This is a genomic window from Amycolatopsis sp. NPDC005232 (genome assembly GCF_040607795.1).
Taxonomy (GTDB): domain Bacteria; phylum Actinomycetota; class Actinomycetes; order Mycobacteriales; family Pseudonocardiaceae; genus Amycolatopsis.
Genome location: NZ_JBEXHL010000001.1, coordinates 317,454 through 341,492, shown reverse-complemented (window position 1 = coordinate 341,492; position 24,039 = coordinate 317,454). Strand labels below are relative to the sequence as shown.

The 24,039-nt window shown below is 70.2% G+C and carries 27 protein-coding genes and 1 tRNA gene; 15 read left to right on the top strand and 13 right to left on the bottom strand.

What is annotated here, in order from left to right:
• Positions 1-40 precede the first annotated feature (40 nt).
• Positions 41-754: a TetR/AcrR family transcriptional regulator gene (locus ABZU76_RS01665; RefSeq protein WP_354864006.1), complete on the top strand. Its 714-nt coding sequence runs from the start codon at positions 41-43 to the stop codon at positions 752-754.
• A gap of 57 nt (positions 755-811) precedes the next feature.
• On the opposite strand, the gene ABZU76_RS01660 is transcribed toward ABZU76_RS01665, so the two are convergent.
• Both ABZU76_RS01660 and ABZU76_RS01655 read right to left on the bottom strand, forming a co-directional pair.
• Positions 812-1,663 (bottom strand): heme-binding protein, encoded by an 852-nt coding sequence (locus tag ABZU76_RS01660; RefSeq protein WP_354864004.1) that lies wholly within the window; start codon positions 1,661-1,663, stop codon positions 812-814.
• A gap of 170 nt (positions 1,664-1,833) precedes the next feature.
• Entirely contained in the window at positions 1,834-2,808 is a 975-nt protein-coding gene (locus ABZU76_RS01655) for an LLM class flavin-dependent oxidoreductase (protein ID WP_354864002.1), read from the bottom strand.
• A gap of 78 nt (positions 2,809-2,886) precedes the next feature.
• On the opposite strand from ABZU76_RS01655, the gene ABZU76_RS01650 reads away from it, so the two are divergent.
• Entirely contained in the window at positions 2,887-3,690 is an 804-nt protein-coding gene (locus ABZU76_RS01650) for a helix-turn-helix transcriptional regulator (RefSeq protein WP_354864000.1), read from the top strand.
• On the opposite strand, the gene ABZU76_RS01645 is transcribed toward ABZU76_RS01650, so the two are convergent.
• Positions 3,632-4,138, bottom strand: a complete 507-nt coding sequence (locus ABZU76_RS01645) for a DedA family protein (RefSeq protein WP_354863998.1) — start codon at positions 4,136-4,138, stop codon at positions 3,632-3,634. The two genes, ABZU76_RS01650 and ABZU76_RS01645, sit on opposite strands and share 59 nt — an antisense overlap.
• Positions 4,110-4,712 (bottom strand): methyltransferase domain-containing protein, encoded by a 603-nt coding sequence (locus ABZU76_RS01640; RefSeq protein WP_354863996.1) that lies wholly within the window; start codon positions 4,710-4,712, stop codon positions 4,110-4,112. Before ABZU76_RS01640 ends, ABZU76_RS01645 begins: the two co-directional genes overlap by 29 nt.
• A 147-nt stretch (positions 4,713-4,859) precedes the next feature.
• Here ABZU76_RS01640 and ABZU76_RS01635 point away from each other — a divergent pair, with 147 nt between their 5' ends.
• The 3 genes from ABZU76_RS01635 to ABZU76_RS01625 are packed head-to-tail and all read left to right on the top strand — an operon-like array spanning position 4,860 to position 7,850.
• A complete protein-coding gene (locus ABZU76_RS01635) occupies positions 4,860-5,987 on the top strand; it encodes a histidine kinase (protein ID WP_354864734.1) in 1,128 nt (375 codons plus the stop codon).
• Positions 5,984-6,631 carry a response regulator transcription factor gene (locus tag ABZU76_RS01630; protein WP_354863994.1) on the top strand — a complete coding sequence of 216 codons (648 nt, stop codon included), beginning with the start codon at positions 5,984-5,986 and terminating at the stop codon, positions 6,629-6,631. The genes ABZU76_RS01635 and ABZU76_RS01630 overlap by 4 nt, the downstream gene beginning before the upstream one ends.
• A 37-nt stretch (positions 6,632-6,668) precedes the next feature.
• Positions 6,669-7,850 carry a PQQ-dependent sugar dehydrogenase gene (locus ABZU76_RS01625; RefSeq protein ID WP_354863992.1) on the top strand — a complete coding sequence of 394 codons (1,182 nt, stop codon included), beginning with the start codon at positions 6,669-6,671 and terminating at the stop codon, positions 7,848-7,850.
• On the opposite strand, the gene ABZU76_RS01620 is transcribed toward ABZU76_RS01625, so the two are convergent.
• Positions 7,847-8,566, bottom strand: a complete 720-nt coding sequence (locus ABZU76_RS01620) for an SDR family oxidoreductase (RefSeq protein ID WP_354863990.1) — start codon at positions 8,564-8,566, stop codon at positions 7,847-7,849. The genes ABZU76_RS01625 and ABZU76_RS01620 overlap by 4 nt on opposite strands.
• A gap of 64 nt (positions 8,567-8,630) precedes the next feature.
• Here ABZU76_RS01620 and ABZU76_RS01615 point away from each other — a divergent pair, with 64 nt between their 5' ends.
• Complete coding sequence (locus ABZU76_RS01615; RefSeq protein ID WP_354863988.1) at positions 8,631-9,149, top strand: isochorismatase family protein; 519 nt, start codon at positions 8,631-8,633, stop codon at positions 9,147-9,149.
• Entirely contained in the window at positions 9,146-9,535 is a 390-nt protein-coding gene (locus ABZU76_RS01610) for an NUDIX domain-containing protein (RefSeq protein WP_354863986.1), read from the top strand. The genes ABZU76_RS01615 and ABZU76_RS01610 overlap by 4 nt, the downstream gene beginning before the upstream one ends.
• Here ABZU76_RS01610 and ABZU76_RS01605 read toward each other — a convergent pair.
• The 4 genes from ABZU76_RS01605 to ABZU76_RS01590 form a co-directional block, all read right to left on the bottom strand.
• Complete coding sequence (locus ABZU76_RS01605; RefSeq protein WP_354863984.1) at positions 9,532-9,891, bottom strand: nuclear transport factor 2 family protein; 360 nt, start codon at positions 9,889-9,891, stop codon at positions 9,532-9,534. The genes ABZU76_RS01610 and ABZU76_RS01605 overlap by 4 nt on opposite strands.
• 44 nt (positions 9,892-9,935) lie before the next feature.
• Positions 9,936-10,526 carry a TetR/AcrR family transcriptional regulator gene (locus ABZU76_RS01600; protein ID WP_220247130.1) on the bottom strand — a complete coding sequence of 197 codons (591 nt, stop codon included), beginning with the start codon at positions 10,524-10,526 and terminating at the stop codon, positions 9,936-9,938.
• A 102-nt stretch (positions 10,527-10,628) separates the two neighbouring features.
• Positions 10,629-11,696, bottom strand: a complete 1,068-nt coding sequence (locus ABZU76_RS01595) for a zinc-binding alcohol dehydrogenase family protein (RefSeq protein ID WP_354864732.1) — start codon at positions 11,694-11,696, stop codon at positions 10,629-10,631.
• Positions 11,697-11,836: 140 nt separating this feature from the next.
• Entirely contained in the window at positions 11,837-12,661 is an 825-nt protein-coding gene (locus ABZU76_RS01590) for an oxidoreductase (protein WP_354863982.1), read from the bottom strand.
• Positions 12,662-12,741: 80 nt separating this feature from the next.
• Here ABZU76_RS01590 and ABZU76_RS01585 point away from each other — a divergent pair, with 80 nt between their 5' ends.
• Positions 12,742-13,647 carry a LysR family transcriptional regulator gene (locus ABZU76_RS01585; RefSeq protein WP_354863980.1) on the top strand — a complete coding sequence of 302 codons (906 nt, stop codon included), beginning with the start codon at positions 12,742-12,744 and terminating at the stop codon, positions 13,645-13,647.
• Positions 13,648-13,725: 78 nt separating this feature from the next.
• Here the strand turns inward: ABZU76_RS01585 and ABZU76_RS01580 are convergent, their stop codons facing one another.
• Positions 13,726-14,688, bottom strand: a complete 963-nt coding sequence (locus ABZU76_RS01580) for an acyl-CoA desaturase (protein WP_354863978.1) — start codon at positions 14,686-14,688, stop codon at positions 13,726-13,728.
• A 205-nt stretch (positions 14,689-14,893) separates the two neighbouring features.
• Here ABZU76_RS01580 and ABZU76_RS01575 point away from each other — a divergent pair.
• The 5 genes from ABZU76_RS01575 to ABZU76_RS01555 all read left to right on the top strand — a co-directional run bounded on the left by ABZU76_RS01575 (position 14,894) and on the right by ABZU76_RS01555 (position 20,239).
• Positions 14,894-14,965: transfer RNA gene (locus ABZU76_RS01575), tRNA-Gln, on the top strand.
• A gap of 108 nt (positions 14,966-15,073) precedes the next feature.
• The gene (locus ABZU76_RS01570; protein WP_354863976.1) at positions 15,074-16,768 is read left to right on the top strand and encodes a GGDEF domain-containing protein; all 1,695 of its coding nucleotides are present in this window, start codon (positions 15,074-15,076) and stop codon (positions 16,766-16,768) included.
• Positions 16,769-16,816: 48 nt separating this feature from the next.
• Positions 16,817-18,310 (top strand): bifunctional UDP-N-acetylglucosamine diphosphorylase/glucosamine-1-phosphate N-acetyltransferase GlmU, encoded by a 1,494-nt coding sequence (glmU, locus tag ABZU76_RS01565; protein ID WP_354863974.1) that lies wholly within the window; start codon positions 16,817-16,819, stop codon positions 18,308-18,310.
• The gene (locus ABZU76_RS01560) at positions 18,307-19,287 is read left to right on the top strand and encodes a ribose-phosphate diphosphokinase (RefSeq protein ID WP_220244310.1); all 981 of its coding nucleotides are present in this window, start codon (positions 18,307-18,309) and stop codon (positions 19,285-19,287) included. Before glmU ends, ABZU76_RS01560 begins: the two co-directional genes overlap by 4 nt.
• A 97-nt stretch (positions 19,288-19,384) precedes the next feature.
• A complete protein-coding gene (locus ABZU76_RS01555; RefSeq protein ID WP_354863972.1) occupies positions 19,385-20,239 on the top strand; it encodes a TIGR03621 family F420-dependent LLM class oxidoreductase in 855 nt (284 codons plus the stop codon).
• Positions 20,240-20,262: 23 nt separating this feature from the next.
• Here the strand turns inward: ABZU76_RS01555 and ABZU76_RS01550 are convergent, their stop codons facing one another.
• Together ABZU76_RS01550 and ABZU76_RS01545 are read right to left on the bottom strand one after the other, a co-directional pair.
• Positions 20,263-21,102: an ATP-dependent Clp protease proteolytic subunit gene (locus ABZU76_RS01550; protein ID WP_354863970.1), complete on the bottom strand. Its 840-nt coding sequence runs from the start codon at positions 21,100-21,102 to the stop codon at positions 20,263-20,265.
• Positions 21,103-21,233: 131 nt separating this feature from the next.
• The gene (locus ABZU76_RS01545; RefSeq protein ID WP_354863968.1) at positions 21,234-21,875 is read right to left on the bottom strand and encodes a TetR family transcriptional regulator; all 642 of its coding nucleotides are present in this window, start codon (positions 21,873-21,875) and stop codon (positions 21,234-21,236) included.
• Positions 21,876-22,208: 333 nt separating this feature from the next.
• On the opposite strand from ABZU76_RS01545, the gene ABZU76_RS01540 reads away from it, so the two are divergent.
• Both ABZU76_RS01540 and ABZU76_RS01535 read left to right on the top strand, forming a co-directional pair.
• Positions 22,209-22,373: a hypothetical protein gene (locus ABZU76_RS01540; RefSeq protein ID WP_354863966.1), complete on the top strand. Its 165-nt coding sequence runs from the start codon at positions 22,209-22,211 to the stop codon at positions 22,371-22,373.
• 45 nt (positions 22,374-22,418) lie between these two features.
• Entirely contained in the window at positions 22,419-23,279 is an 861-nt protein-coding gene (locus ABZU76_RS01535; RefSeq protein ID WP_354863964.1) for an alpha/beta fold hydrolase, read from the top strand.
• 42 nt (positions 23,280-23,321) lie between these two features.
• On the opposite strand, the gene ABZU76_RS01530 is transcribed toward ABZU76_RS01535, so the two are convergent.
• Positions 23,322-23,966, bottom strand: coding sequence for an NAD(P)H-binding protein (locus tag ABZU76_RS01530; protein WP_354863962.1), 645 nt, complete (start codon positions 23,964-23,966; stop codon positions 23,322-23,324).
• Positions 23,967-24,039: the final 73 nt, after the last annotated feature.

Here is a 24,039-nt window from a genome sequence, read left to right as displayed (position 1 = left end):
GCAATAGCGTGTTCTTCGAGTCGACGAGGAGGCCCGGGCGGTGGCGGACTACCCCGTGATCTGGATGCGCCCCGAACACGGCACTCGCGGCCCCCGCCCCGCCCACAGCCGCGCCGACGTGGCGCGCGCGGGCATCGAGCTCGCCGACGCCGAGGGCCTGGACGCCGTCTCGATGCGGCGCATTGCCTCGGCGCTGGGCGCCGGTACGACCTCACTGTACCGCTATGTGTCCAAAAAGGACGATGTACTCGAGCTGATGGTCGACGAGGTCATGGGTTCCCTCGCCGGCACGCGGCTGAGCGGGCCCTGGCGCACCGACCTCGCCACGATCGCCCGCGCACAGCGCGGCCTGGCGCTGCGGCACCCGTGGCTGGCCGGCCTGTCCTCCGGGCGCACCAACCACGGGCCGAACAGCCTGCGGTGGCTCGAACTGTCGCTGTCGGCGTTCGACGGCCTCGACCTCTCGACCGACGACATGCTCGCCAATCTGGGCACCTTGTCGGCCTTCGTGTTGGGCCACGTCCTCGGCGAACTCGGCGACCGCGCCGCCGCCCACCGCTCCGGCCTCACGCACGCTCAATGGATGGACCAGCAAGGCGAGTACGGCCCGACGATCGTCGGCAGCGGCCTCTACCCACGGTTCACGCGGGTGATCGTGGAAGCCGAGACGCCGCATGCGGAGGACCGGCAGGATCGGCTGTTCGAAGCAGGGCTGGCGCGGGTGCTGGATGGGCTGGCGGCGCATTTGCCTTGAGCCGGCCGGTGTCTCCAGCCGGCTGGAGTCCTTGCCGCCGGCCGGCCGGAGTGCCGCTTACTGCTTGATGAGCGTCGCGACGTTGATGTGCGGCCAGTCAATGCCGAGGAAGCGCAGGATGATCGTCTGCGTGTACTGAAGCTGGAGGAAGTGGCCCAGCACCGGGTCCTCGACCTTCTCGATCCAGAACACGGCCGTCATGCTGGTGGCGTTGGCGTTCGCCACCACGAACGGGATGTTCTGGATGCCGCCGGCCGTGCCGCCGATCGCGTCGGTGGTCGAGAGCGGTAGCACCACGGTTTCGGTGATCTTCTGGCCCTTGATCGCGTCGGTGAGCAGCACGTTCGGGTTCAGCACCGCTTCGGCCGGGATGCCGACGGGCAGCGCGGTGTTCTTGAACGGCGCCAGGTATTTGTCGTCGGTGACCGGTTTGCCCGTGCTAGTCGTGATGGGCGTCGAATCCACCGGATCGATGCGCGGCCCGCCTGACACGGCCAGCGGTTCTCCCTGCGCCAGCAAGGCATCCCCGTGCGGGATGGTGGCGAGCCTGGTCACGGTCTCGGGAGCGGCCGGCGCGGTGGTGGCCGGAACGTCGAGCCACATGCCCGTTTCGAAGTGCAGCGCACCGCCCGTGGCCGCGTCCGCGATCTGCTGTGTGTAGTGCACGCCACGGAAGAAGATGTCGTCCTGCGCCGAACCGCGGTTCGGCACCGGAGCACCGATGGGCGCGAACTCGATCGTCTCTTGCGTCGCGCTGAGCTGTAGGAAGAACGGCTGTTCGTCGTGCTTGTCCGGGCGCAAGATCAGGTTGAACCCTTTGCCCATCCACCTACCCGGCAGCTCCCGCAGCGAGCGCAACGTCGCGAGGTTGGCGGGCGCGCCCGCGCGGAAGACGTGAGGAGTGGTCATGACTGAACTTCCTTTCCGTGGCAACGGATCCCGGTGATCGAGTCCGCGGGTGACACGGCGGGGACCTGGGCGCTGGTTCAGGGGTTCACTCGAACGGGCACAATCGCTGCCCGGGTGGCATCGCGGTTCCAGTCTGGGTCTCCGGTGATCTTCATCGCTTTCCTTTCGTGTCAACGGATCTCCCGGGTGGGGATCCATTCACGACACGGATGGAAGGCGCTCGGTGGTTCAGTGTTGCGGAAATTGGTCGGCAAGAGTCCGGCCAGCAGGTGCAGCTGGTCGGCCACCACGTCGGCGTCCAGGGCGGCGATGCGGATCAGAATGTGGTCTGCACCAGCGAGTTCGTACTCGCGCAAGCCGGCCGCGACGGTCTCGACCGGGCCCGTGAGCATCGTCTGGATGGTGCCGATCACTGACAGCGGGCGGGCGTACGTGGCTTGGCAGTAGGTGTCCAGCGACTGGCGGCCACGGGCGGGGTCGTCGGCGATGAAGGCCGTCGCGAAGAGCGCCGGGGTGATGGGGCGGTCGGAGAGGGAGCGGATGGTGGTGAGGCCGCGGGCGTAGTCGGCGGGGTCGGGTGGGTAGGGCAGCCAGCCGTCGTAGAGGTCGGCCGTGCGGCGGAGGGCGGACGGCGTTGCGCCGGCGAGCCACAGCGGGGGGCCGCCGGGGCGGGAGGGCGCGGGGACGTCGGGGAGCCAGTCGTGGTGGAGGACCTTGCCGTGGAACGAGCGGGGCGTGCCGGTCCAGAGGTCGCGCCAGAGGCGGGCGACGTCGTCGAGGTGGGAGAAGCGCGTCTTGAACCGCACGCCGACCAGGTCGAACTCCGGCTCGCTGAAGCCGGGGAACCCCGCGCCGAGGCCGAGCACGAGGCGGCCGCCGGAGAGCTGGTCGAGGGTCGAGATCGCACACGCCGCCTGTACGGGCTGACGGAACGCGGGCAACAGCGCGGCGGTCCCCACCGTCACGCGCTCGGTGGCCTGCGCGACGGCGGTCAGCAAGGTGAGCGGCTCGGCCCGCGCGCGGACGAGCGAATCGCCCGCCCAGACGGAGTCGAAGCCGAGGCGCTCGGCCTCGCGCGCGAGCTCGACGACGGCGGTGACGGGAAGCTGGGCCTGCCCGGCGGGCAGGAGGAGTCCGTAGTGCATGGGGTCGAGATTGTTCCGCCCCGGCTCCGGCGGCAATTCCCTTGAAGGAATGGCGCGGGTTCTGCTTGCCTGGCCCCCATGGACCCGGCCTTCGCTACCGCGCTGCGCGACGCCCGCACCCGCCGCCGCCTCAGCCAGCTCGACCTGGCCCTGGCCGCCGGCACCACGCAGCGACACCTGAGCTTCCTGGAACGTGGCCGTTCGGCTCCCGGCCGCGGCATGGTCGTCCGCGTGGCCGAAGCCCTCGGCCTGCCCCTGCGCGAACGCAACGCCCTGCTCCTGGCGGCCGGCTTCGCCCCGCGCTACGCCGAGACGCCGCTGGACGACCCTCGGCTGGCCCCCGTCCTCGATTCCTTGACGGCCTTGCTCGACGGCCACCGCCCGTACCCGGCGCTGATCATCGACCGCTACGGCACCCTGGTCTCCGCGAACGACGCCTTCACTCTCCTGACGGAGGGCGTCTCGCCGGACCTGCTGGCGCCGCCCGTGAACGTCCTGCGCCTCGCCCTCCACCCCGACGGCATGGCCCCGCGCATCCACAACTTCGCCGACTGGGCGCAACACGTGCTCGAACGCCCCCGCCAGGGCCTGCCGGATCCGCGTCAGGCCGAGTTGCTGGCGGAGCTGACGTCGTACCTACCCGCGCCTTCGCCGCCTTCGCCGGACCACCTCGGCTTCGCAGTCCCCCTGCAGCTGTCCACCTCCCTGGGCGACCTCCACCTGATCACCGCCATCACCCGCCTCACGACGGCCGTCGACGTGACGATCGCGGAGCTGAGCCTGGAGACGTTCCTGCCGGCGGACGCGGAAACGGCGGCTTTGCTTACGGCACAACCCACCCCGCCAACTGTCCCGCCAGCAACTCCACCCCCGCCCACATGACCGCGGCACAAACACTGCCCACCACAAACCGCCGATAAGGCAGCCCAGCCGATCCGGCGACGCGGGGCACCAACGTCCGCACCCCAGCCAAACACCGGCCCAAAACCACCGCCGGCACGCCGAACCGCACGATCACCGACTCGGCCCGGTCCCAGCGCGCCGCGCCAACCCGGCGCCCCAGCCGCGAAGAGCGCAGCCGCGGGCCCAACATCCGCCCCTCCCAGTACGCGACCTGGTCGCCGAGAACAGCGGCACAAACGCACACCACCAAAGCCACCCACCAGGACAAGGTCCCCCGCTGCACCAGGAAACCCATCAGCAGCAAAGTGGACAGTGTCGGCAGCACGATTCCCGGCAGCAGAGCCGTTTCCGCCGTGATCACCAAGGCACACACGACGTAGACGACCACCGCGGGTGCGTCAAGAAGCGGGTGCAGCAGAGCGTTCACGGGAAACCCCAGCGGAAACCGGCAAAGCGGCCCGATACACGTACGCCGGCGGCAAGTTCCGCCACACCACCGGAGTCCGCTCGACCACGAAGAAGCGGCTGCGCAGCAGGCGGGCGAAGCGGCGGGCCGGCGGCGTCCAGGCGGTGTGCGCGTAGGCGAAGGTCGTGAAGCAGCCGCGCGGGGACAGGATCGAGCAGGCCGCGTCCAAAATGTCCTGCTGTCGCGAAGAAGGCATGGCCGTCCAGGGCAGGCCGGAGATCACGACGTCCGGTGGAGCCAGCCCCAGGGAACCCACCGAGGAAGCCGAGCCGGACACCACCGAGACCGAGGGGAACCGCGAACGCAGCGAAGAGGCCAGCCGGGGATTGATCTCCACAGCCGTGAAGGACGCCGACGCCGGCAGCAACGCCAGCACCGCCGACGTGAACACCCCCGTCCCCGGTCCCAGCTCGACGACCGAAGAGGCGCCCTCGAGACCCAGGCCTCGGGTCATGGCCGTGGCCAGGAACCCTGAACTCGCCGCGACAGCACCCGTCAGCATGGGGTGCCGGAAGAACTCCGTGGTGATCGACATGAATCCGAAACTAGGGACGCCGGCCGTGGCCGCGGATCGGCCGATCGGGCCGCGTGGGTCGTCCCATCGGAGGAGGCGAGGCATACCGCGGAAGGACGCGGCGAGCGGCCGGCGAGCGTTACGTTCGGAGACGTGCGAGCACTGGTGATGTGGGTGCGCAGGCAGCGCTGGACGCTGGACCTGCCGCTGTACGCCGTCTTCGTGCTGCTCGGGCCGAACATCGCGGCCGGCGACTGGTCCCTGCGGCTGGTGCCGCTGGCGTTCCTGCTGCCGCTGCTCGTGCGACGGCGGTGGCCGCGGACGACGGCGGTGCTGATCATCGCCGGGGTGGTGGCCATCTACACGAACGAGGTGTGGGCGTTCGACCGCGGACGCAGTGAGCTGGCGATGGCGGTGGTGCTGTTCACGCTGGTCAAGAAGGGTGACCGCCGGTTCGCGGCGGTGATCGCGGCGGCCGTGCTGGGCCTCGACTGGATGTGGGGGGCCACGTGGGGCGTCGCGACGCAGTACCCGACGTTGACGATCGTCGGAGTGCTGCCGCTGCACATCGCCGCGTGGGCGCTCGGTGAGTTCTTCCGCGCGAAGGAGCAGCTGTCCGACGAGGAACGGCTGCGCGCGGACCTCGCGGTGTCGGAGCGGCAGGCGCAGGCGCGCGCGGCCGTCGCGGAGGAGCGCACGCGCATCGCGCGCGAGCTGCACGACGTGCTCGCCCACAGCATGAGCGTGATCGTGCTCAACGCGGAAGGCGCGAAGCTCGCGCGGCACCAGGACCCGGACGCCGTGGACCGCACGCTCGACACCATCAGCCGCACCGGGCGCGGTGCGCTCGCGGAGCTGCGGCGGCTGCTCGAGGTGATGCACGCCGGCGAGCCCGCGCGCACGCCGCAGCCGACGCTCGACGAGCTGCGCACTCTCGTGGAGCAGTCCGGGCGTGACGTCGAGCTCGAGGTGACCGGTGATGCCACCGACCTGCCCACGGGCGCCGCGCTGCAGGCGTACCGGATCGTCCAGGAGGCGCTGACCAACATGCTCAAACACGCTCCCGCCGACGCGTCCGCCCGGGTGCGCGTGGAGTTCACGCGCACCGAGGTGCTGGTCGAGGTGACGAACACCGGGGGCCGCGAGCCCGTGGCGGCCGGGCTGCCGTCGTCGGGGCGCGGGCTGGCCGGGATGGCGCAGCGCGTGGAGCTCTACCGCGGCAAGCTCGAGACGGGCCCGCTGCCCGACGGCGGGTTCCGCGTGCTCGCGAGGCTGCGGACAGGCGCGGCGCGATGACGTCCGTGCTGATCTGCGACGACCAGGAGCTGGTGCGCGTCGGATTGCGGATGATCGTGGACAGCCAGCCGGACCTCGACGTCGTCGCGGAGGCGGGCGACGGCGAGGAGGCCGTGCGGATCGCCCGCGAACGACGACCTGACCTGGTGCTGATGGACGTGCGCATGCCGGTGCTCGACGGCGTCGCCGCGACCGAGCGCATCTGCGCCGCCCTGCCGGACGTGCGGGTGCTGGTGATCACGACGTTCGACCTCGACGAATACGCCTACTCGGCCCTGCGCGCCGGCGCGAGCGGGTTCCTGGTGAAGGACGCGCCGTCGGACGAGATGCTGGTGGCCATCCGCGGTGTGCTGCGCGGCGACGCGATGGTGTCGCCGTCGGTCACGCGGCGGCTGCTCGACCGCTACCTGGCCGGGCGGCCCGTCGAGTCGGCGAAGCTGGATTCGCTCACCGAGCGGGAGAAGGACGTGCTCGGACTGATCGCTCGCGGGCTGTCGAACGGCGAGATCGCGGGCAAGCTCTTCATCGGCGAGACGACGGTGAAGACCCACGTCGGGCGCGTCCTCGCCAAGCTGGGCCTGCGCGACCGGGTGCACGCGGTGGTGTTCGCGTACGAGTCGGGGCTGGTCCGGCCCGGCGATTGAGACGCGAACGTCGCTTTTGTCGGGCATGCTGGGTGGTATGCGCCTGCCCGGAGTCGTGCTGCTCGCGTCGGTCGCGGTGCTCGCTGCCGCTTGTTCGGGGGCGGCGAGTGCGCCGCCGCCGTTGACGAGCGCGCCTTCGGCGGCGTCCGCCACCGGGTTCCGTGTCGAGGAGGTGGCGGGCGGGCTCGAGCACGGATGGGACGTCGGGTTCCTGCCGGACGGTTCACTGCTGGTGCCGCAGCGTCCGGGCAAGCTGGCGTTGATCCGAGGTGGGCGGACCACTGAGGTGCGCGCTGATTTCTCCGACGTCCTCGTGCAGGGTGAGGGCGGGTTGATGGGGATGGTGCTCGCGGCCGATTTCGCTTCGTCGCGGGAGTTCACGACGTGTCAGACGCATCAGGAGGGCGGCCGGGCGGTCGACGTCCGGCTGGTCACGTGGCGGCTCGCGCCCGATGGGGCCAGTGCGTCGAAGGTGCGGGATCTGCTGACCGGGCTGCCGGTGAACCCGAGCGGCCGGCATTCCGGCTGCCGGCCGACGCTGGCTCCGGACGGCGCGCTGCTCGTCGGGACCGGGGACACGGCGCGGTCGACGCTCGCGCAGGACCGGCACAGCCTGGGCGGGAAAGTGCTGCGGATCAACGCGAAGACCGGGGAAGCGTTGCCGGACAACCCTTTCTTCGCTTCGACGGATCCGCGTGAGCGGCGGATCTACACCTACGGGCACCGCAACATCCAGGGCGTCGCGATCCGGCCCGGGACCGGGCAGGTACTGACTTCCGAGCACGGGCCGACGTTCGACGACGAGGTGAACTTGATCAGGCCCGGCGCCAACTACGGGTGGGATCCGTCGAAGGGCGGGACGGATTCTTCGTACGACGAGAGCGTGCCGATGACGGACCTGACGCGGTTCCCCGACGCGGTCCGTCCACTCTGGACTTCCGGGGAGATCACCGAGGCGACCTCCGGTGACGCGTTCCTGACCGGACCTCAGTGGGGCGCCAATGAAGGTGCGTTGGCCGTGGTGGCGTTGAAAGGCCAGAAACTGTTGCTACTGCACCTGGATGCCGCGGCGAATGTCACTTCGGTGACTCTTCCGCCGGAATTCGACGACCGGTTCGGGCGGTTGCGCGCCGTCCGTTCCTCGCCGGACGGCGCGCTTTACGTGACCACCTCGAACGGATCGGATGACAAATTGCTCCGCGTCACCCCGGGCCCTTAAGAGCCCTGGTAGGCGCCGCCGTTGACGTGGACCACCTGGCCCGTCACGTGGCCCGCGCCGGGACCGGCGAGGAATTCCACGACTTGGGCGATGTCTTCCGGACGGCCCTCTCGTTTGTTCATCGTGGTGGCGACCAGCCGGCCGCGGCGTTCGTCGGTGAGCTTGCCGTGGAAGAACTCCGTGTCCACGATCAGGCCGGGCGCGACCACGTTCGCGGTGATCCGCCGTGGCCCCACAACCCGCGCGATATCGGAGTTCCACGCCTCGACGGCGGCCTTGGCCCAGCCGTACGAACCGGCGCCGGTGTGTGCGGCGATGGACCCGATGGTGATGATTCGGCCGTTGTCGGCGATACGGTCGCGCAAACCCGCCGTGACCAAGGCGGCGGTGAAGACGTTGGCGCGGAAATTGGCCGTCCAGGCGGTGTTCAGGGTGGCGAGGTCGATGTTGTCGTCGCGGAGGAAATCGGTGTTGCCGCCGGCGTTGTTCACCAACACGTCAACGCGTTCCGGCAATTCCGGCAAGGCCGCCTCGACGGCCTCGTGATCGGCGGCGTCGAACGCGACCGCCTTCGCACCGAGCAGCGCCGCGGCCTCGGCGAGCACGCTCTCGCGGCGGCCGGTGATCGTCACGCGGTCGCCGGCGCGCGCGAACGCCTCCGCGATCGCGTAGCCGATTCCCGTGCCACCGCCGGTGACCACTACTTCCCGGTTCATCACGAAGATCCTTTCCCCAGTGGACGAACACCGACCGTACCGGGATCGGCCTAGGATCTGCCGTATGACTGAGATCGACCCCGCGTCGACGGCGCTCGTGCTCGTCGACTTCCAGGAGCGGATCGTCGCGATGCCGACGACGCCGTTCGCCGGTCCCGAGGCCGCCGCCAACGCCGTGCGCCTGCGCGACGCGTTTTCCGAAGCCGGCGCGCAGATCGTGATCATCCAGGCGATGCGCCCGGGCTCCGAGGGCGCGCCGGGCAGCGACGTGATCCCGGAACTGAAGCCGCGCAACGGCGAAAAGCTCGTGGTCAAGGCCACGATCGGCGGCTTCTACAACACCGATCTCCACGCGCACCTGCGCGACGCGGGCGTGCGCACCGTCGTGTTCGGCGGCATCGCGACGGAGTTCGGCGTGGAGTCGACGCTGCGCGCCGCCGCGGACCACGGGTACGCCGTGATCGCCGTGTCCGACGCGATGACGGGCCTTTCGGACGTGTCACACGAATCGTCGACCACGAAGATCTTCCCGCGGCTCGGCACGGTGCTCACCACGGCCGAAACCCTTGCGGCGCTGGGATGATCGACAAACTCGCGTGGCTGCACGTGGTGGACGGCCGCGTGCTCGCGGCGGTGTCTTCGGGCAAGGACACGTGGTACCTGCCGGGCGGCAAGCGCGAGCCGGGCGAGTCGGACGCCGAGGCGCTGGTGCGGGAGATCGCGGAGGAGCTGTCGGTCGCGCTGGACCCGTCGTCGCTCGCGCCCGCCGGCGTGTGGGAGGCGCAGGCGGACGGGCGTTCGGCGGGCACGGTGGTGCGGATGACCTGTTACACCGGCACGTTTTCCGGCACCTTGGCGGCTTCGAGCGAGATCGCCGCCTTCGATTGGCTGGGTTTCGAGGACCGTCCCCGGGTGTCCGCGGTGGTGCAGCTCATCTTCGACGACCTGCACGCGCGCGGCGTGCTCTAGCCGAGCTGCTTCTGCATCGCCGCGGCCAGCGCGTTGAGCCCCGACAGCGGGCGCACCATGACGACGAGCTCGTCGATTTCGCCGGCTCCGTTGGTGCGCAAGAAGTCGCAGCCCTCCACTTCACGGTCACCGACGCGCGCGGTGAAGACGAGGGCGTGGCCGTGGTCGTCTTTCAGTTCCCGCTGGTAGCCGAAGTCCTCGAACACCGCGAACGCGGCGCGCAGGATCGCCGCGACCTGCTCGCGCCCCTGGTAGGGCCGGTGCACGGCGGGGCTGCGGAACACGGCGTCCTCGGCGAACAACGCGATCGCGGCCTCGAGGTCTTTGGTCTCGACGGCTTCCCGGAAAGTCTTCATCGGATGATCGTCAAGCACCGGCGCCGTTCGGACAAGTCCCCAGCTCAGCCCAGCAACCTCGGCTTGTGCTCCAAATGCGACAACCCATTCCAAGCCAAGTTCACCAGATGCGCCGCCACCTCATCCCGCTTGGGCTTGCGCGCGTCCAGCCACCACTGGCCCGTCAACGCCACCATTCCCACCAAAGCCTGCGCGTACAGCGCCGACAGCTTCTCCTCGTACCCGCGCGCCGCGAATTGCTGGGCGAGGATGTGTTCGACCTGGCCCGCGATGTCGTTCAGGACGGTGGAGAAGGTGCCCGTGGAGCTGGCCACCGGGGAGTCGCGGACGAGGATGCGGAAGCCGTCGTGGGAGTCCTCGACGTAGCTGAGCAGGGCGATCGCCGCTTGTTCGAGCATGACGCGCGGGTGGCCGCCGTGGAGGGTGTTGACCATGCGGTCGAGCAGGAGCTGCGTTTCGCGGTCCACGACGACCGCGTAGATGCCTTCCTTGCCGCCGAAGTGTTCGTAGACCACGGGTTTCGAGACGTTCGCGCGGGAGGCGATCTCTTCCACCGAGGTGCCGTCGAAACCTTTCTCCGCGAACAACGCGCGTGCGACGAGGAGCAGCTGTTGCCGGCGCTCGCTGCCAGTCATGCGGACGCGCGTCACCGGCGCCGCCGGTCGCGCGCCGGTAACCGCTGCTTCGCGCTTCGCCCTTCGTCTCCCCGCCATGCGCAGCAGGGTAGCCGCAGCGTGTCACGCCATCGGAGTGAGCACCGTTCGTGAGAAGGCGCCGCCCGAAGCGGCGGCGTGCGCGACAGCCTTCTCGACCTCGGCCAATCCGAACCGCGTCACCCGCTCCGGTGCCAGGTCGAGCGCACCCGAGGCGACGAGGCGGATGATCCCGACGTTGGCCGCGCGCGGGTACATCCACTGGCCCCGCACCGTCACCGAGTTCCGCATCAGCCACGGGTACGGCAGGGACAGATCCGCGCCACCGAGCATGCCGACACCGCCCATCAGCACCACGCGGCCGTGTTCGCGCACGGTCATCGCGGCGGCGCGGGCGACGGACGCCGGGGCCCGCGGCGGGAGGAGGTCGAGCACGAGGTCGACGGGACCGTTCGCGCTCATCGCGGCACGGTCCGTGTCGGCGTCGCCGCAGAGCTCGACCGGCCGCACGCGCGTGCCGAACCGGTCGGCCAGCAGGTCGAGCACCGCCCGGTTGCGGCCCGGCGCCACGACGCGGCCGGCACCCATCGCCAGGGCCACGGCCACCGCGCAGCTGCCCAGATTGCCGGTCGCGCCGCTGACCAGCACCGTCTCTCCGGCCGCGAGCCCGCCCGCGAGCAGTCCGCCATACGGGATCACGTGCACGCCCAGCGCCGCCCACCGCACGGGATCCACGCCGGCGGGCAGCGGATGGACGTTTTCAGTGGGCACGCGCATGAGCTCGGCGAACGCGCCGTCGTGGAAGTACCGCGACAGGCGCGCGCCGCCCTCTCCGCGGGAGCTCCAGCCCTGCAGCGTGATATCGGGGGTGAGGGCGTCGTCGCGGGCGCGAACGGTCGAGTCGCACCACACGAGGTCACCCGGAGTCAGTTTGGTCGCGTCCGCCCCGACGCGTCGCACCCGCCCGATCCCCCCGATGCCGGGCACCACGGGCGGTTCGAGTGGATACCGCCGTTCACCGCTGAACACTTCGGCGGCGTACGGGGGCACGATCGTCGCGAGGACCTCGACGAGCACTTCGCCGTCCGGCGGATCGGGAACCTCGCCGACGACGAGCGGGGAACCGAAAGCGGTCAGGGTGGCTGCGCGCACGGGAAAGCCTTTCTGCTCAAGCACTTTCCCGAACGGTAGGACCACGCGGAGCCATGCCGGAAGCGAAGATCAGTCAACCCGGGCGTGCGTAATCCGCATGGCTGGGCACGACACGAGCCGCCGGCGAAGACGCGGTGCGCTCAGGCGAACGCGGTGTCGCGCGCGTGGCCCTCCCAGGCCGTCAGATCGGCGCGCACCTGGTCGAGGTGGCCGCCGATGGCGTCGACGGCGTCCGCGCCGAGGGCCAGGCGCCGCGGGGTGTCCGGGGCGTCGAGCGCGGTGAGGATGGCGGCGGCGGCCTTGGCGGGGTCGCCGGCCTGCGTGCCGTCGGCGTCGACGACGAGGCGGCGCGTGGGGCCGACCGAATCGGCGTAGTCGTCGATCTCGCCGCTGCGGCTCGTGCTGCCCCACAGACCGGTGCGGAACGCGCCCGGCTCCACGATCAGCACCTTGATCCCCAGGCGGCCCACCTCGTCGGCGAGCCCCTCCGACAGCCCCTCCAACGCGAACTTCGTGCCGCTGTAGGCCGAGAACCCCGCGAACGACAGCTGCCCGCCCATGCTGCTCATCTGCACGATCGCGCCGGAACGCCGCTCGCGCATGTGCGGCAGCGCGGCGCGCACGAGGGCCGCGGGGCCGAAGACGTGCACGTCGAACAGCGACCGCAGCTCCTCGTCGGTGGTCTCCTCGAACGCGCCGACGTGGCTGCGGCCGGCGTTGTTCACCAGCACGTCGAGCCGACCGTGGCGCGCGATCACCGACGAGACGGTGGCGTCGACAGCCGCGAGGTCCGTGACGTCGAGCGTCACGGCCTCCACCTGGTCCGGGTGCGCGGCGACGACGTCGGCCAGCGTTTCGGTGCGCCGCGCCGCCGCGACCACCACGTCGCCGGCCGCCACCGCGGCCTCGGTGAGCGCGCGGCCGAAGCCGCTGTTCGCGCCGGTGATCAGCCAAACCTTGTTCATGTCCTGAGCCCCTTTCGCTGCCACCGACTCTGGGCGAAATTCGCTCGCGGGTCCAAGACCTGCTGTGATAACCATTGGCTATGGACGTGCACGGCCGCGATCTGCGGTACTTCGTCACGGCCGCCGAAGAGCTCCACTTCACGCGCGCGGCCGAGCGGCTCTACGTCTCCCAGCCCGCACTGAGCAAGCAGATCCGCATGCTCGAACGCCAGCTAGGGGCGCCGTTGTTCGATCGCGACCGCCGCGAGGTCCGGTTGACGCCGGTGGGCGAGGCCTTGCTGCCGCACGCGCGCCGGGTGCTCGCGGAGTGGGACGCGGCGCACGACGCCGTCACGCAGGCGAAGGCCGAGCAACGCGGCACGCTCGTCGTCGGCATGAGCACTAGCCCCGGCCGCGGCGGCATGCTGCCCGCGATCCGGTCGAGGTTCACCGACGAGCACCCGAACGCCCGGCTCACGCTCCGCCAGGTCGGCTGGCACGACTCCACGGCGGGGCTCGCCGACGGCTCCACCGACGTCGCCTTCGTGTGGCTCCCGGTGCCGGGCGCCGAACGCTACAGCTGGGTCGTGGTCGCCGAGGAACCCCGGCTGGTCGCGATGTCCGCCGCCCACCCGCTCGCCGCTCAGTCCACAGTGGACTTCACCGACCTGCTCGACGAACCGTTCCTCGCCCTGCCCGCCGACGCCGGCCCGCTGCGCGACTACTGGCTCGCCCCGGAAGCCCGCGGCGGCCGCGCCCCCGTGATCGGCGCGGAGATCAGCAGCGCGGACGAAACCTACGAGGCCCTCGTCGACGGCCGCGGCGTCTGCCTCATCGCCGCCGGCAACGCGCCCCTGCTCACCCGCGGCGACGTCGTCGCCCTCCCGGTGCGCGGCGTGTCCCCCAGCCGCCTCGCGCTGGCGTGGCGCAAGGACGACACCCGGCCGCTGGTCCACGGGTATGCGCGCGCCGCCCGGCTCGCCACCCAACGCGATCCGGAGCGGTGAAGCCCGGCCCGGTCGAACCAGCCCGCAAATAAAAGCGGACCACCGAAAACCGGTGGTCCGCAAAGAAAACAGAAAGACTCAGCCCTCGGAAGCGATCCTCGCCAGCCGCTGCGGAGTCGGCCAGCGCACGTCGTGCACCCAGCCGAACTTCTCGAACATCCAGATCAGGCGGGCCGACATGTCGATCTGGCCGCGCTTCACGCCGTGGCGGGCCGAGGTCGGGTCTGCGTGGTGCAGGTTGTGCCAGGACTCGCCGAAGGAGAAGATCGCCAGCGGCCAGAAGTTGGCCGAGCGGTCACGCGCCGCGAAGGGGCGTTCGCCGATCATGTGACAGATGGAGTTCACGGACCAGGTCACGTGGTGCAGCACGCAGATGCGCACGAGGCCGGCCCAGAAGAACGCGGTGAGCGCGCCCCAGAACGACCACGAGATGAGGCCGCCCAGCAGCGCCGGCAGCGTCAGCGACAGGAGCGCCCAGAGCCAGAACAGGTCGTCGACCTTCCGGATGGCCGAGTCCTTCACCAGGTCGGGCGCGAAGCGGGCCTGGTTGCTCGTGTCACGCTCGAACAACCAGCCCATGTGCGCGTGCCAGAAACCGCGGGCGATGGCGGCCGGCGAGGTGCCGAACATCCACGGCGAGTGCGGGTCGCCGTCGCGGTCGGAGAACGCGTGGTGACGACGGTGGTCGGCCACCCAGGTGATCACCGGGCCCTGCAAGGCCACGCTGCCGGCGATGGCCATCACCACACGCAGCCACGGCTTGGCCTTGAACGACCCGTGGGTGAAGTACCGGTGGTACGCGACGGTGATGCCCAGGCCGCTGACGCCGTAGAACACCACGAACAGCGCGACGTCGACCCAGGTCAGTCCCCAGCCCCATGCGAATGGGACGGCGACCAGCAGGGCCACCAGCGGCGCGAGCACGCCGAAGTACACGGAAAGCTGCACGCCGATGCCGCGCTGACCTTCGACGATCGGCTTGGGGCCCTTCGGGGCCGGCGGCTCTCCAGCTGGCTGGGAACGGTCGAGGGTGGCCGTCATACAGTTCACTTCTTCCTACGAGCCCTGCGAAGGGTGACCTAACCTACGATGCCGTAAGTTACGGTACAGGAGGTTTCGAGCCCTGGGGAGGCCCGAAATGTCTGTTCCGATCCGGCGCGGTTCAACTCGTGAAGTACCCCGGGCGCGGGCGCTTCACCCTCCCGCCACCACTGTCGCCGATCATCGCTATCCTGACCAGGATCGATCCGCCGTAGTGTAATCGGCAGCACTTCAGATTTTGGTTCTGACAGTTCAGGTTCGAATCCTGGCGGCGGAGCAGGCGTGTGACCAACCCGAGGCGAGACAGCGAGGCGATGGGGGTGTGGGGCGGCTGAGCGATGGAGCGATCGACCCCGGAACCGCCCGGCGTCCGACTCTCGTCGAGATGTCCGACGCGTGGCTGGTCGGCCGCGCGCGTGAGCTGATCGCCGCCGTCCAGCGGCAGGAGTTCGACAAGCAACTCGAGATCGTCGAGATCATGGACGGGCTGCTCGAGGAAACGCTGCGCCGCGGCGAACCGACGCTGGTCGCGCAGCTGCTGCGCGCGTCGGCGTTCGCCCGCCTGGTCACGCGCGGGCTGGCCGCCGAAGCAGAGCCGCGGCTCGACGAGATGCTCGCCCACACCCGCCGCCACGGCCTGTCGCTGCTGCGCGCCGACGCGCACGCGTTGCGCGGGCGCCGGCTGGTGCTGGCCGCGCAGGAAGACGCCGCGCTCACCGAGATCGCCCGCGCGCTCGCGATCCTCGACGACTCCACGATCCCCGACCGCCAGGTCGGCGTGCGCAACTGGAACCGCATGCAGTCGATGGCGCTCATCGACTGCTGGATCGTGCTCAACCAGCTGGGCGTGTACGAGGCGGCCGAAGAGGTCATCAGCCGCGCCCACCAGGCGATCCGCGAGAGCGCGAGCCCCCACGAGATCACGCTGCAGCTGATGAACCGCGTGAAAATGCTGGTGGGCTGGGGTCTGCGCCTGGAGCGCATCGAGCAGTACGACGAGGCGGCGGAGAAGTTCCGCACCGCCGCGTCGATGGCGGTGGCGGCCGAGGGTCCGTTCGCCGAATCGCTGTTCCCGCGCAAGGCCGGCGTCTCGGCCGTGGACCAGGTGGGCGTGCTCGCTTCGGCGCTGGCGCTGCACAACCCGGCCGCGGAACACGTCGACCGCCTCAACCAGATGCGCCACGGCCACCACTTCCCGCACGAGCAGGAGATCGTCGCCATCGCTCTCGCGCGTTGCCTCGACCGCGCCGGGCGCCGCGAAGAAGCGCTCGACGTGCTGCGCGAGACGCGCAAGGCGATGTCCGAGGACATCTCCCAGCCGTCGATGCGCCTCAACATCGCCCGCGAGCTCGCGCGGCTCGACACCACGCCGGACTACGCGTCGGGCGCCGGCAAGTCACTGATCGACTACGCGACCACGCTCGAGGCCGAGATGTGGACGCTGCGCGAGTCGCAGATCGCCACGCTCAACGCGCGCCGCGAACACGAACGGCTGTCGGCCGAACACGGTGCGATCACGCAGCAGGCGCTGCAGGATCCGCTCACCGGCCTGCCCAACCGCCGCGCGCTCGACGAACGCCTGCGCGCGCTGGCGTCGTCGGCCGACGCGCAGCCGCTCGCCGTCGCGCTCGTGGACCTCGACGGGTTCAAGGGCGTCAACGACAAGCAGTCGCACGCCGAGGGAGACAACGTGCTCCGCGTCGTCGCGAGCACGCTGCGTGACGCCCTGCGCGGCGACGACGTTGTCGCGCGCTACGGCGGGGACGAGTTCATCGTCCTGCTGCCGGGCGCGCCCGCGTCGGCCGCGAAGATGGCGCTGGGGCGCGCCGTGAAGTCGGTGGCGGAGCTGCCGCACCACCTTTCGCACGGCGTCACCCTGTCCATCGGGCTGGTGTCGCTGCGGCCGCAGGAGCGGGCCGAGCAGGTGCTCGCGCGCGCGGACGCGGCGATGTACGAAGCAAAACGCGGTGGGGGCAACCAGGTCGCCTCCGCGAATTCGATGGCGGGCGACGCCGGCGCGAGCTGGCCCGCGGAGAGCATCCCGGCCGACCCCTCGTGGGGCGCCGAGGAGCCCACGTAGGATCGTTGCCCGTCGGAACGAGCCGGTAAATCGTTGTTGGGAGTCTCGTTGAGCGGCCCGCTGAGCACGCTGATCCTCGCCGCGGGTGAGGGCACCCGCATGCGTTCGTCCACCCCGAAGGTGCTGCACCCGATCGCCGGGCGCCCCTTGGTGGAACACGCCGTCCGCGCCGCGGCCGGACTGAACCCCGAACACCTGGTGGTGGTGATCGGCCACGGCCGTGAAGCCGTCGGTGCCGAGCTGGCGCGCGTCGGCGAAGTGCTGGGCCGCGAGGTCACCACGGCTGTGCAGGCCGAGCAGAAGGGCACCGGCCACGCCGTGTCGTGCGCGCTGCACGAGCTGCCCGCCGGCCTCACCGGCACCGTGCTCGTGAGCTACGGCGACGTGCCGCTGCTCGACGCCGAGACCCTCGCCGCGCTGCTGGCCGAGCACACCGGCTCGGGCAACGCGGTCACCGTGCTCACCGCCGTGGTCGAGAATCCGGCCGGCTACGGCCGGATCGTGCGCGACGACGCGGGCGTGGTCCAGTCGATCGTCGAGCACAAGGACGCGACGCCGGCGCAGCACGAGATCACGGAGATCAACTCGGGCGTCTACGCGTTCGACGCCGCGGTGCTCACCGACGGTCTCTCGCGGCTGTCGACGGACAACGCGCAGGGCGAGCTGTACCTCACCGACGTGCTGGGCATCGCCCACCACGACGGCAAGGGCGTCGGTGCGCTGGTGGTCGACGACCCGTGGGTCACCGAGGGCGTGAACGACCGCGTGCAGCTGGCGACGCTGGGCGCCGAGTACAACCGCCGGATCGTGCGCCGCTGGCAGCGCGAGGGCGTGACCGTGACCGACCCGAACACCACGTGGATCGAAGCGGACGTGGCGCTCTCACGCGATGTGCTGCTTGAGCCGAACACGCAGCTCAAGGGCACCACGTCGATCGGCGAGGGCTCCGTGGTCGGCCCGGACACGACGCTGACCTCGGTGACGGTCGGGGCCGGCGCGTCCGTGGTCCGCGTGCACGCCGACCAGTCCGAGCTGGGCGACGGCGTGAACGTCGGCCCGTACACCTACCTGCGGCCCGGCACCAAGCTGGGCGCGAAGGGCAAGCTGGGCGCGTTCGTGGAGACGAAGAACGCGCAGATCGGCACCGGCACGAAGGTGCCGCACCTCACTTACGTGGGCGACGCGACCGTCGGCGACCACAGCAACATCGGCTGCTCCAGCGTCTTCGTGAACTACGACGGCGTGAACAAGCACCAGACCGTCGTGGGCTCCCACGTGCGACTCGGTGCGGACAACACGCTCGTGGCGCCGGTGCGGATCGGTGACGGCGCTTACAGTGGAGCGGGTGCGGTGATCCGGGAGGACGTGCCGCCTGGTGCACTTGCGCTCTCGGCGGGGCCCCAGCGCAACGTCGAGGGCTGGGCGGTCCGGCGCAGGCCGGGCACGCCCGCGGCGGAGGCGGCGGAAGCCGCGCTCGCCGCGAGTGAGGACACCGCCGTGTCCGTGTCGGAAGCAGGAAACGACGGGGAGTCGCCAGCATGAGTCCGAAGCAAGGTACGCCGAAGAAGAATCTGATGCTCTTCTCCGGCCGGGCGCACCAGGAGCTCGCGGAAGAGGTCGCCAAGCACCTCAACGTGACCATCACCCCGCAGACCGCGCACACGTTCGCCAACGGTGAGCTGTTCGTACGGTTCGAGGAGTCGGTGCGCGGTACGGACGCCTTCGTGATCCAGGCGCACACCACGCCCATCAACGAGTACGTGATGGAGCAGCTGATCATGGTGGACGCGCTCAAGCGCGCCTCCGCCAAGCGGATCACCGTGGTCATGCCGTTCTACCCGTACGCGCGGCAGGACAAGAAGCACAAGGGCCGCGAGCCGATCTCGGCCCGGCTCATCGCCGACCTGTTCAAGACCGCGGGCGCCGACCGGATCATGACCGTCGACCTGCACACCGCCCAGATCCAGGGCTTCTTCGACGGCCCGGTCGACCACCTGATGGCGCAGTCCGTCCTCGCCGACCACATCAAGGCGACTTACGGCGACGCCGACATCACGGTCGTTTCGCCCGACTCCGGCCGTGTGCGGCTGGCGGAGAAGTGGGCGCAGCAGCTGGGCGACCGGCCGATCGCGTTCATCCACAAGACGCGCGACCCGGACAAGCCGAACCAGGCCGTGGCCAACCGCGTGGTCGGCAAGGTGCAGGGCAAGCTCTGCGTGCTGATCGACGACATGATCGACACCGGTGGCACGATCGTGAAGGCCACGGAGGCTTTGATCGAAGAAGGCGCCGCAGACGTCGTCATCGCCACGACGCACGGGATCTTGTCGGACCCCGCCACCGAGCGGCTTTCGCAGTGCAAGGCGCGGGAGGTCATCGTGACGAACTCCCTGCCGATCCCCGACGAAAAGCGGTTCCCGGGGCTGACGGTGCTGTCGATCGCGCCGATGCTGGCGGAGGCGATTCAGCAGGTGTTCGAGGATGGCTCGGTGACTTCGTTGTTCGACGGGGCTGCCTGAGAGTTTTGGGTTTTCCTTTTCGCCGTCGGTGGATTTCGATCCGCCGGCGGCGAAACTGTGTGTGCCGCGTGGCGTGGCGCGGCTAGGTTCGTGCGTCATGGGGAACTTCAAGTTCGGTGTCAGTCTGCGGACTGTCGATTCGTCGTTCGTCGGCTTGTGCCGGCGGGCCGAGGAGCTCGGGTACGACGCGATCAGCGTGCCCGACCACTTGGGCGCCGGCCGCCCCGCGCCGTTTCCCGCGCTGGTGGCCGCGGCGGCCGCCACTTCTCGACCGCGTGTGGGGACGTTGGTGTCGAACCTGCCGTTCTACAACGTGGCCTTGTTCGCGCGAGATGTGGCGAACACCTGGGTCCTGACCGGTGGGCGGTTGGAACTGGGGCTGGGTTCGGGCCACATGAAGTCGGAGTTCGACGAGGCCGGGTTGCCGTGGCTGAAGGCGGCCGATCGGATCGCGTACCTGCGAGATGGCTTGTCCGAGCTGCGTTCTCGGCTCGGCGCGGATCTTCCGCCGCTGCTGATCGCGGGCAACAGCGACGGGGTGCTGTCGCTGGCGGCGTCGGATGCGGACATCGTGGGGTTCGCCGGTCTGCGCCAGGCGCCGGGCAAGCCGCCGGGGACGTTCGTGCTGGATCCGGCTTCGGCGATGGATGCGCGGGTGGCGTACTTCCGATCACTCGCGGGAGGTCGGGAAATCGAGTACAACATGCTGGTCCAGCGGGTGGTCGTGACCGATGATCGCCGCGCCGCCGCCGCGGAATGGCAGGCGTTGACAGACCCGGAACCCGGCGTCGACGAGCTCCTCGAAGCTCCGCAGCTGTTGCTCGGGACTGTCGACGAAATCGTCACGCAGCTCGTCGAGCGCCGGGAACGATACGGGTTTTCGTACATCACGGTGTTCGACTCGATGATGGAGACGCTGGCACCGGTGGTCGCTCGGTTGCGCGGCCGTTGACCACCCGGTGATCCACAGCTCGATCATCCCCGTGCGCGGTTCTCCGTCACCCGGTCGACCAAGCCGTACACGAGGGCCTCGGCCGCGGTGAATCGCCGCTGCCGCTCGGCATCCGCGCGAACTCGCTCGACGGGTTGGCCGCTGCCGGCCGCGATCAACCCCACGACTTCGCTGGTCCACTTGTCGAGCAGAGCGAGCCGCACCGGCGACGGATCCGGCTGTAGCTGAGGAAGGCTCAACGCGACCACGGCCTGCGGGATGGCGGACCGCTTGCCGGGAGTGCCACTCGACACGAGCAGCTGTGCCATGCCGGCGGCCAGCCCCATGGCGCAGGTGGCGACGTCCGGCTTGACGAGGTTCATCGTGTCGAGGATGGCCATGCCGGCCGTGACGGAGCCACCGGGCGAGTTGATGAAGAAGGTGATGTCGGCAGTCGCGTCCGCGTCCTCGAGGAGCAGCAGCTGCGCGGTGATCGTGTTGGCGATCGCGTCGTCGATCTCGGCACTCAGGACGACGATGCGCTTTCGCAGCAGCTGTTCGGCGTGCGCACTGAGGTCAAGGCTGCGGGATCCTCCGGCTGACTCTCGCTCGCTGTGGCCGGCCTGGTCTGCCGACGCCGGGTCCCGACCGGAACCGGGGTGCCGAACCTCGGAGGGGCCCGAAACGTAGTGGGAGACAATGCCTCCCTCGGCTTCGTCGATGTCGCGATGGCCGGGCTCTTCGCCGGTTCCGCCCGCTCTCTCGGCGGCGGCCGCGGATTCGGAAGCAAGCTCGTCACCCAGATCCCGCTGCGCCCGCACGGCTCCGGTGGAGGGACGGAGAATCCCGCGCAGCCGCCGAGCCACGTCATCGCGGCGCGTCACAGCCGGACCTCGCGCCGTCCAGAGCACGGCAGTTCGCGATCAGTGGCGTGGCTTCCGAGCGGCTCAGTCATGCGCGCGACGGTAACCGTGCGCTTCGGGAGCGGTCCCGGGCAACGCAGCGGACGCGGTTTTCAGTCCCTGGCCACGCTTTCCGCCGCGGAACGCACGGCAGCCACCGCGTCGCCGGCGATCAACGTCAGGACGCGGCCCAGCAGGCCCTCGGGGACGGCTTCCTCGTCGATGTCCCCTTCCACGGCCAGGCCGTTGCTCAGCGCCAGCAGGATCACCGCGAACTCTTCGGCCGGCAACGGCAAGGAGAAGCCGAACCCCGAAGCCAAGCGCTCCAACGCGGCCGCGATCGTCCGCCGGACAGCGCGGCGACGGTCGCGCAAGGCAAGCCTGCGGTCAGCGTCGTGGTGCGCCAGGGCGAAGAACTCCGCCAACAGCCGGTGCCACACCGCATCCGTGCGCATTTCGTGCATCAACACCGCCGCGACGTCAGCGAGGCCGGCCGCGCCGGTGCCGGCGGAGGCGAAGCTCTCGAGGCTGGCGGAAAGCCGGTGCGCCGCGTGCTCCTCCATCAACGCCAGCACCAGTTCGTCCTTCGACGCGAAGCTGGAGTAGACCGCGCCCTTCGTCAGGCCGGCGGCGGCCGCGACCTCGGTCAGCTTCGAGGCCGCGATGCCCCGGTCGCCGAAGACCTGGAACGCCGCGTCGAGGATTCGGCGGCGCGTTTCAGCGCGCGTCGGCCGCGTGCGACCCGGTGCGGGCATCAGGGTGAATCCTCCTGATCAAGGGCTTGACTTTCACGAAGCCAACTCAATACCTTCAGGTATCCAATACCGGGAGGTATTCGATGTCAAGCGCACAGCGGTGTCGCGGCGTTCGCGGACCAGCCCGGGCGGATCTCCACGGTCCCCGTCCTCGGCACCGAAATCCCCGACATACAGCCAAATCCCGGTCCACGACAAGCCCCGAGCCCCGGCGACGTCGACACCCTGCGGCAGCTGCCGGCGCTCGCCGCGGAAACCGGGATCAATCCGGACGAACACGCCTGGCACACCGACGAGCGACTGCGCTCGGTCATCGCCCGTGACGTGGAGTCGGTGAACGCACGCTATTCTCCGCCCGAGCGAAACCGGGACTTCGCGCTCGTACCCGAGCCGTTCTCCGTCGAGTCCGGTGAGCTGACCCCGACCCTCAAGATCCGCAGGGACGTCGCCGCCCGGCGCCACGCCGCGCTGGCCGACGCGCTCTACCCCACCCCCTGAACCACCGGCAACGCCGCCGGTGACCGTGAGGAAGGACCCTTCTCCATGAGGAAACTGCGGACCAAAGCGGCTGTGCTGGCCGCCGTGGCGCTCGTGGCGGCCGCGTTCACCGCCGCGCCCGCGCAGGCGGCCGGCGGCAACAACGACCCGTCGTGCCGCCCGAGCGCGGCGCACCCCCGGCCCGTGGTCTTCCTCCACGGCCTGGGCGCCACCTACTACGAGGACCTCAACTTCCTGCAGTCGGCCGTCGCGGCCAAGGGCTACTGCACCTTCAGCCAGACCTATGGCGCCTACCCGGCCTTCCCCGTGGTCGGCGGCCTGCGCCCGATCGCCGACTCGGCGGGCGAGATCAAGCAGTTCATCGGCCAGGTCCTCGCCGAGACCGGGGCGTCGCAAGTGGACATCGTGGGCCACTCCGAGGGCGGCTTCCAGTCCCTCTACGTCACGAAGACCCAGGGCATCGCGGACAAGATCGGCTCGGTCGTGTCCATCGCGCCGCCCACGCACGGGACCACGTTCGCCGGCCTCACCAAGCTCGCGTACCTGCTCGGGCAGGGCGAGCGCGACGCCGTCGGCAAGGCCCTGTCCACGCTCGGCTGCCCCGCCTGCGACGACCTGATCACCGACGGCGCCGCCGTGAAGAAGCTGACCACCGGTCCCATCGCGCAGGCCGACGTGAAGTACACCGTGATCACCTCGCGGTACGACGAGCTCGTGACCCCCACCGACACGTCGTTCGTGCGCGAGCCGGGTGTGGTGAACGAATACGTGCAGGACACGTGTCCGTTCGACCCGGTGGGCCACATCGGCGAGGCGTATGACCTCAACGTCTGGAACCTCGTCACGAACGCCCTCGACCCGGCCCACGCCACGAAGTTCTTCTGCACCGTCGGCTCCCCGGGCTGACCCGAGCCGGGGCCCCTCGGCTTCGAGGGGCCCCGTCCGCCGTCAGTACGCGACGGTGAAGCGCGCCCGGCTGTGGCGCGGCTCGTCGATCTCGTCCACGAACGCGATCGCGAAGTCGTCACCGCCGATCTGCGAACGGCCCTCCTCGTCGGACAGCAGCACCTCGCCACCCACGCGGAACGACCCCGTGCGCTCGCCGGCGTTCCACGCGCCGAACTCCGCGGCCGGGCTCACGTAGAACCATTCGACGTCGCCGGGCAGCTCGCGCAGGGCGACCAGAACCTCGGCGTGGCTGCTCGCCTCGGGCTTGTACGCGTCCGGGAAGTCCGGCGTGTCCAGCAGCCGCGGGCCACCCTCGGCCACGAGCAGCGAGGCCGCACCGCCCACGAACGACAGCCGCGCACCGGCCGCGCGGGCCGCGTCTGCGAGCGTCGGCAACGCGTCGAGCAGCTTCTGCCCCTCGTCGTTCACCCGGCCCGGGGTCGCGATCACGATCACGTCGGCCCCCTTCGTCACGTCGGCGACGAACCCGGCGTCGTGCATCGAGCCCGCACGGGCCTCGACGTCGGCGGGCAAGCCCTCGGCCTTGCGCGCCACCCCGACGACCGCATGCCCGCGCCGCAGCGCCTCGTCCGTGATCCGGCCACCGGCGTACCCCGTCGCGCCGAACACCACCAGCTTGCTCATCTTCCGCTCCTCCTGAGGACACCTCGACGACGTCGAGGGTACGAACGGAAGATCCACTACTTCAACGAAACCA

Excerpts from the sequence above, each read along its gene's own strand:
- ABZU76_RS01570 (WP_354863976.1), top strand. The coding sequence starts at position 15,074 with ATGTCCGACGCGTGGCTGGTCGGCCGCGCGCGTGAGCTGATCGCCGCC.
- ABZU76_RS01660 (WP_354864004.1), bottom strand. The coding sequence starts at position 1,663 with ATGACCACTCCTCACGTCTTCCGCGCGGGCGCGCCCGCCAACCTCGCG.
- ABZU76_RS01625 (WP_354863992.1), top strand. The coding sequence starts at position 6,669 with ATGCGCCTGCCCGGAGTCGTGCTGCTCGCGTCGGTCGCGGTGCTCGCT.
- ABZU76_RS01545 (WP_354863968.1), bottom strand. The coding sequence starts at position 21,875 with ATGCCCGCACCGGGTCGCACGCGGCCGACGCGCGCTGAAACGCGCCGC.
- ABZU76_RS01535 (WP_354863964.1), top strand. The coding sequence starts at position 22,419 with ATGAGGAAACTGCGGACCAAAGCGGCTGTGCTGGCCGCCGTGGCGCTC.
- ABZU76_RS01555 (WP_354863972.1), top strand. The coding sequence starts at position 19,385 with ATGGGGAACTTCAAGTTCGGTGTCAGTCTGCGGACTGTCGATTCGTCG.
- ABZU76_RS01650 (WP_354864000.1), top strand. The coding sequence starts at position 2,887 with ATGGACCCGGCCTTCGCTACCGCGCTGCGCGACGCCCGCACCCGCCGC.
- ABZU76_RS01610 (WP_354863986.1), top strand. The coding sequence starts at position 9,146 with ATGATCGACAAACTCGCGTGGCTGCACGTGGTGGACGGCCGCGTGCTC.
- ABZU76_RS01560 (WP_220244310.1), top strand. The coding sequence starts at position 18,307 with ATGAGTCCGAAGCAAGGTACGCCGAAGAAGAATCTGATGCTCTTCTCC.
- ABZU76_RS01585 (WP_354863980.1), top strand. The coding sequence starts at position 12,742 with ATGGACGTGCACGGCCGCGATCTGCGGTACTTCGTCACGGCCGCCGAA.
- ABZU76_RS01580 (WP_354863978.1), bottom strand. The coding sequence starts at position 14,688 with ATGACGGCCACCCTCGACCGTTCCCAGCCAGCTGGAGAGCCGCCGGCC.
- ABZU76_RS01530 (WP_354863962.1), bottom strand. The coding sequence starts at position 23,966 with ATGAGCAAGCTGGTGGTGTTCGGCGCGACGGGGTACGCCGGTGGCCGG.
- ABZU76_RS01590 (WP_354863982.1), bottom strand. The coding sequence starts at position 12,661 with ATGAACAAGGTTTGGCTGATCACCGGCGCGAACAGCGGCTTCGGCCGC.
- ABZU76_RS01635 (WP_354864734.1), top strand. The coding sequence starts at position 4,860 with ATGTGGGTGCGCAGGCAGCGCTGGACGCTGGACCTGCCGCTGTACGCC.
- ABZU76_RS01600 (WP_220247130.1), bottom strand. The coding sequence starts at position 10,526 with ATGACTGGCAGCGAGCGCCGGCAACAGCTGCTCCTCGTCGCACGCGCG.
- ABZU76_RS01655 (WP_354864002.1), bottom strand. The coding sequence starts at position 2,808 with ATGCACTACGGACTCCTCCTGCCCGCCGGGCAGGCCCAGCTTCCCGTC.
- ABZU76_RS01615 (WP_354863988.1), top strand. The coding sequence starts at position 8,631 with ATGACTGAGATCGACCCCGCGTCGACGGCGCTCGTGCTCGTCGACTTC.
- ABZU76_RS01605 (WP_354863984.1), bottom strand. The coding sequence starts at position 9,891 with ATGAAGACTTTCCGGGAAGCCGTCGAGACCAAAGACCTCGAGGCCGCG.
- ABZU76_RS01640 (WP_354863996.1), bottom strand. The coding sequence starts at position 4,712 with ATGTCGATCACCACGGAGTTCTTCCGGCACCCCATGCTGACGGGTGCT.
- ABZU76_RS01630 (WP_354863994.1), top strand. The coding sequence starts at position 5,984 with ATGACGTCCGTGCTGATCTGCGACGACCAGGAGCTGGTGCGCGTCGGA.
- ABZU76_RS01620 (WP_354863990.1), bottom strand. The coding sequence starts at position 8,566 with ATGAACCGGGAAGTAGTGGTCACCGGCGGTGGCACGGGAATCGGCTAC.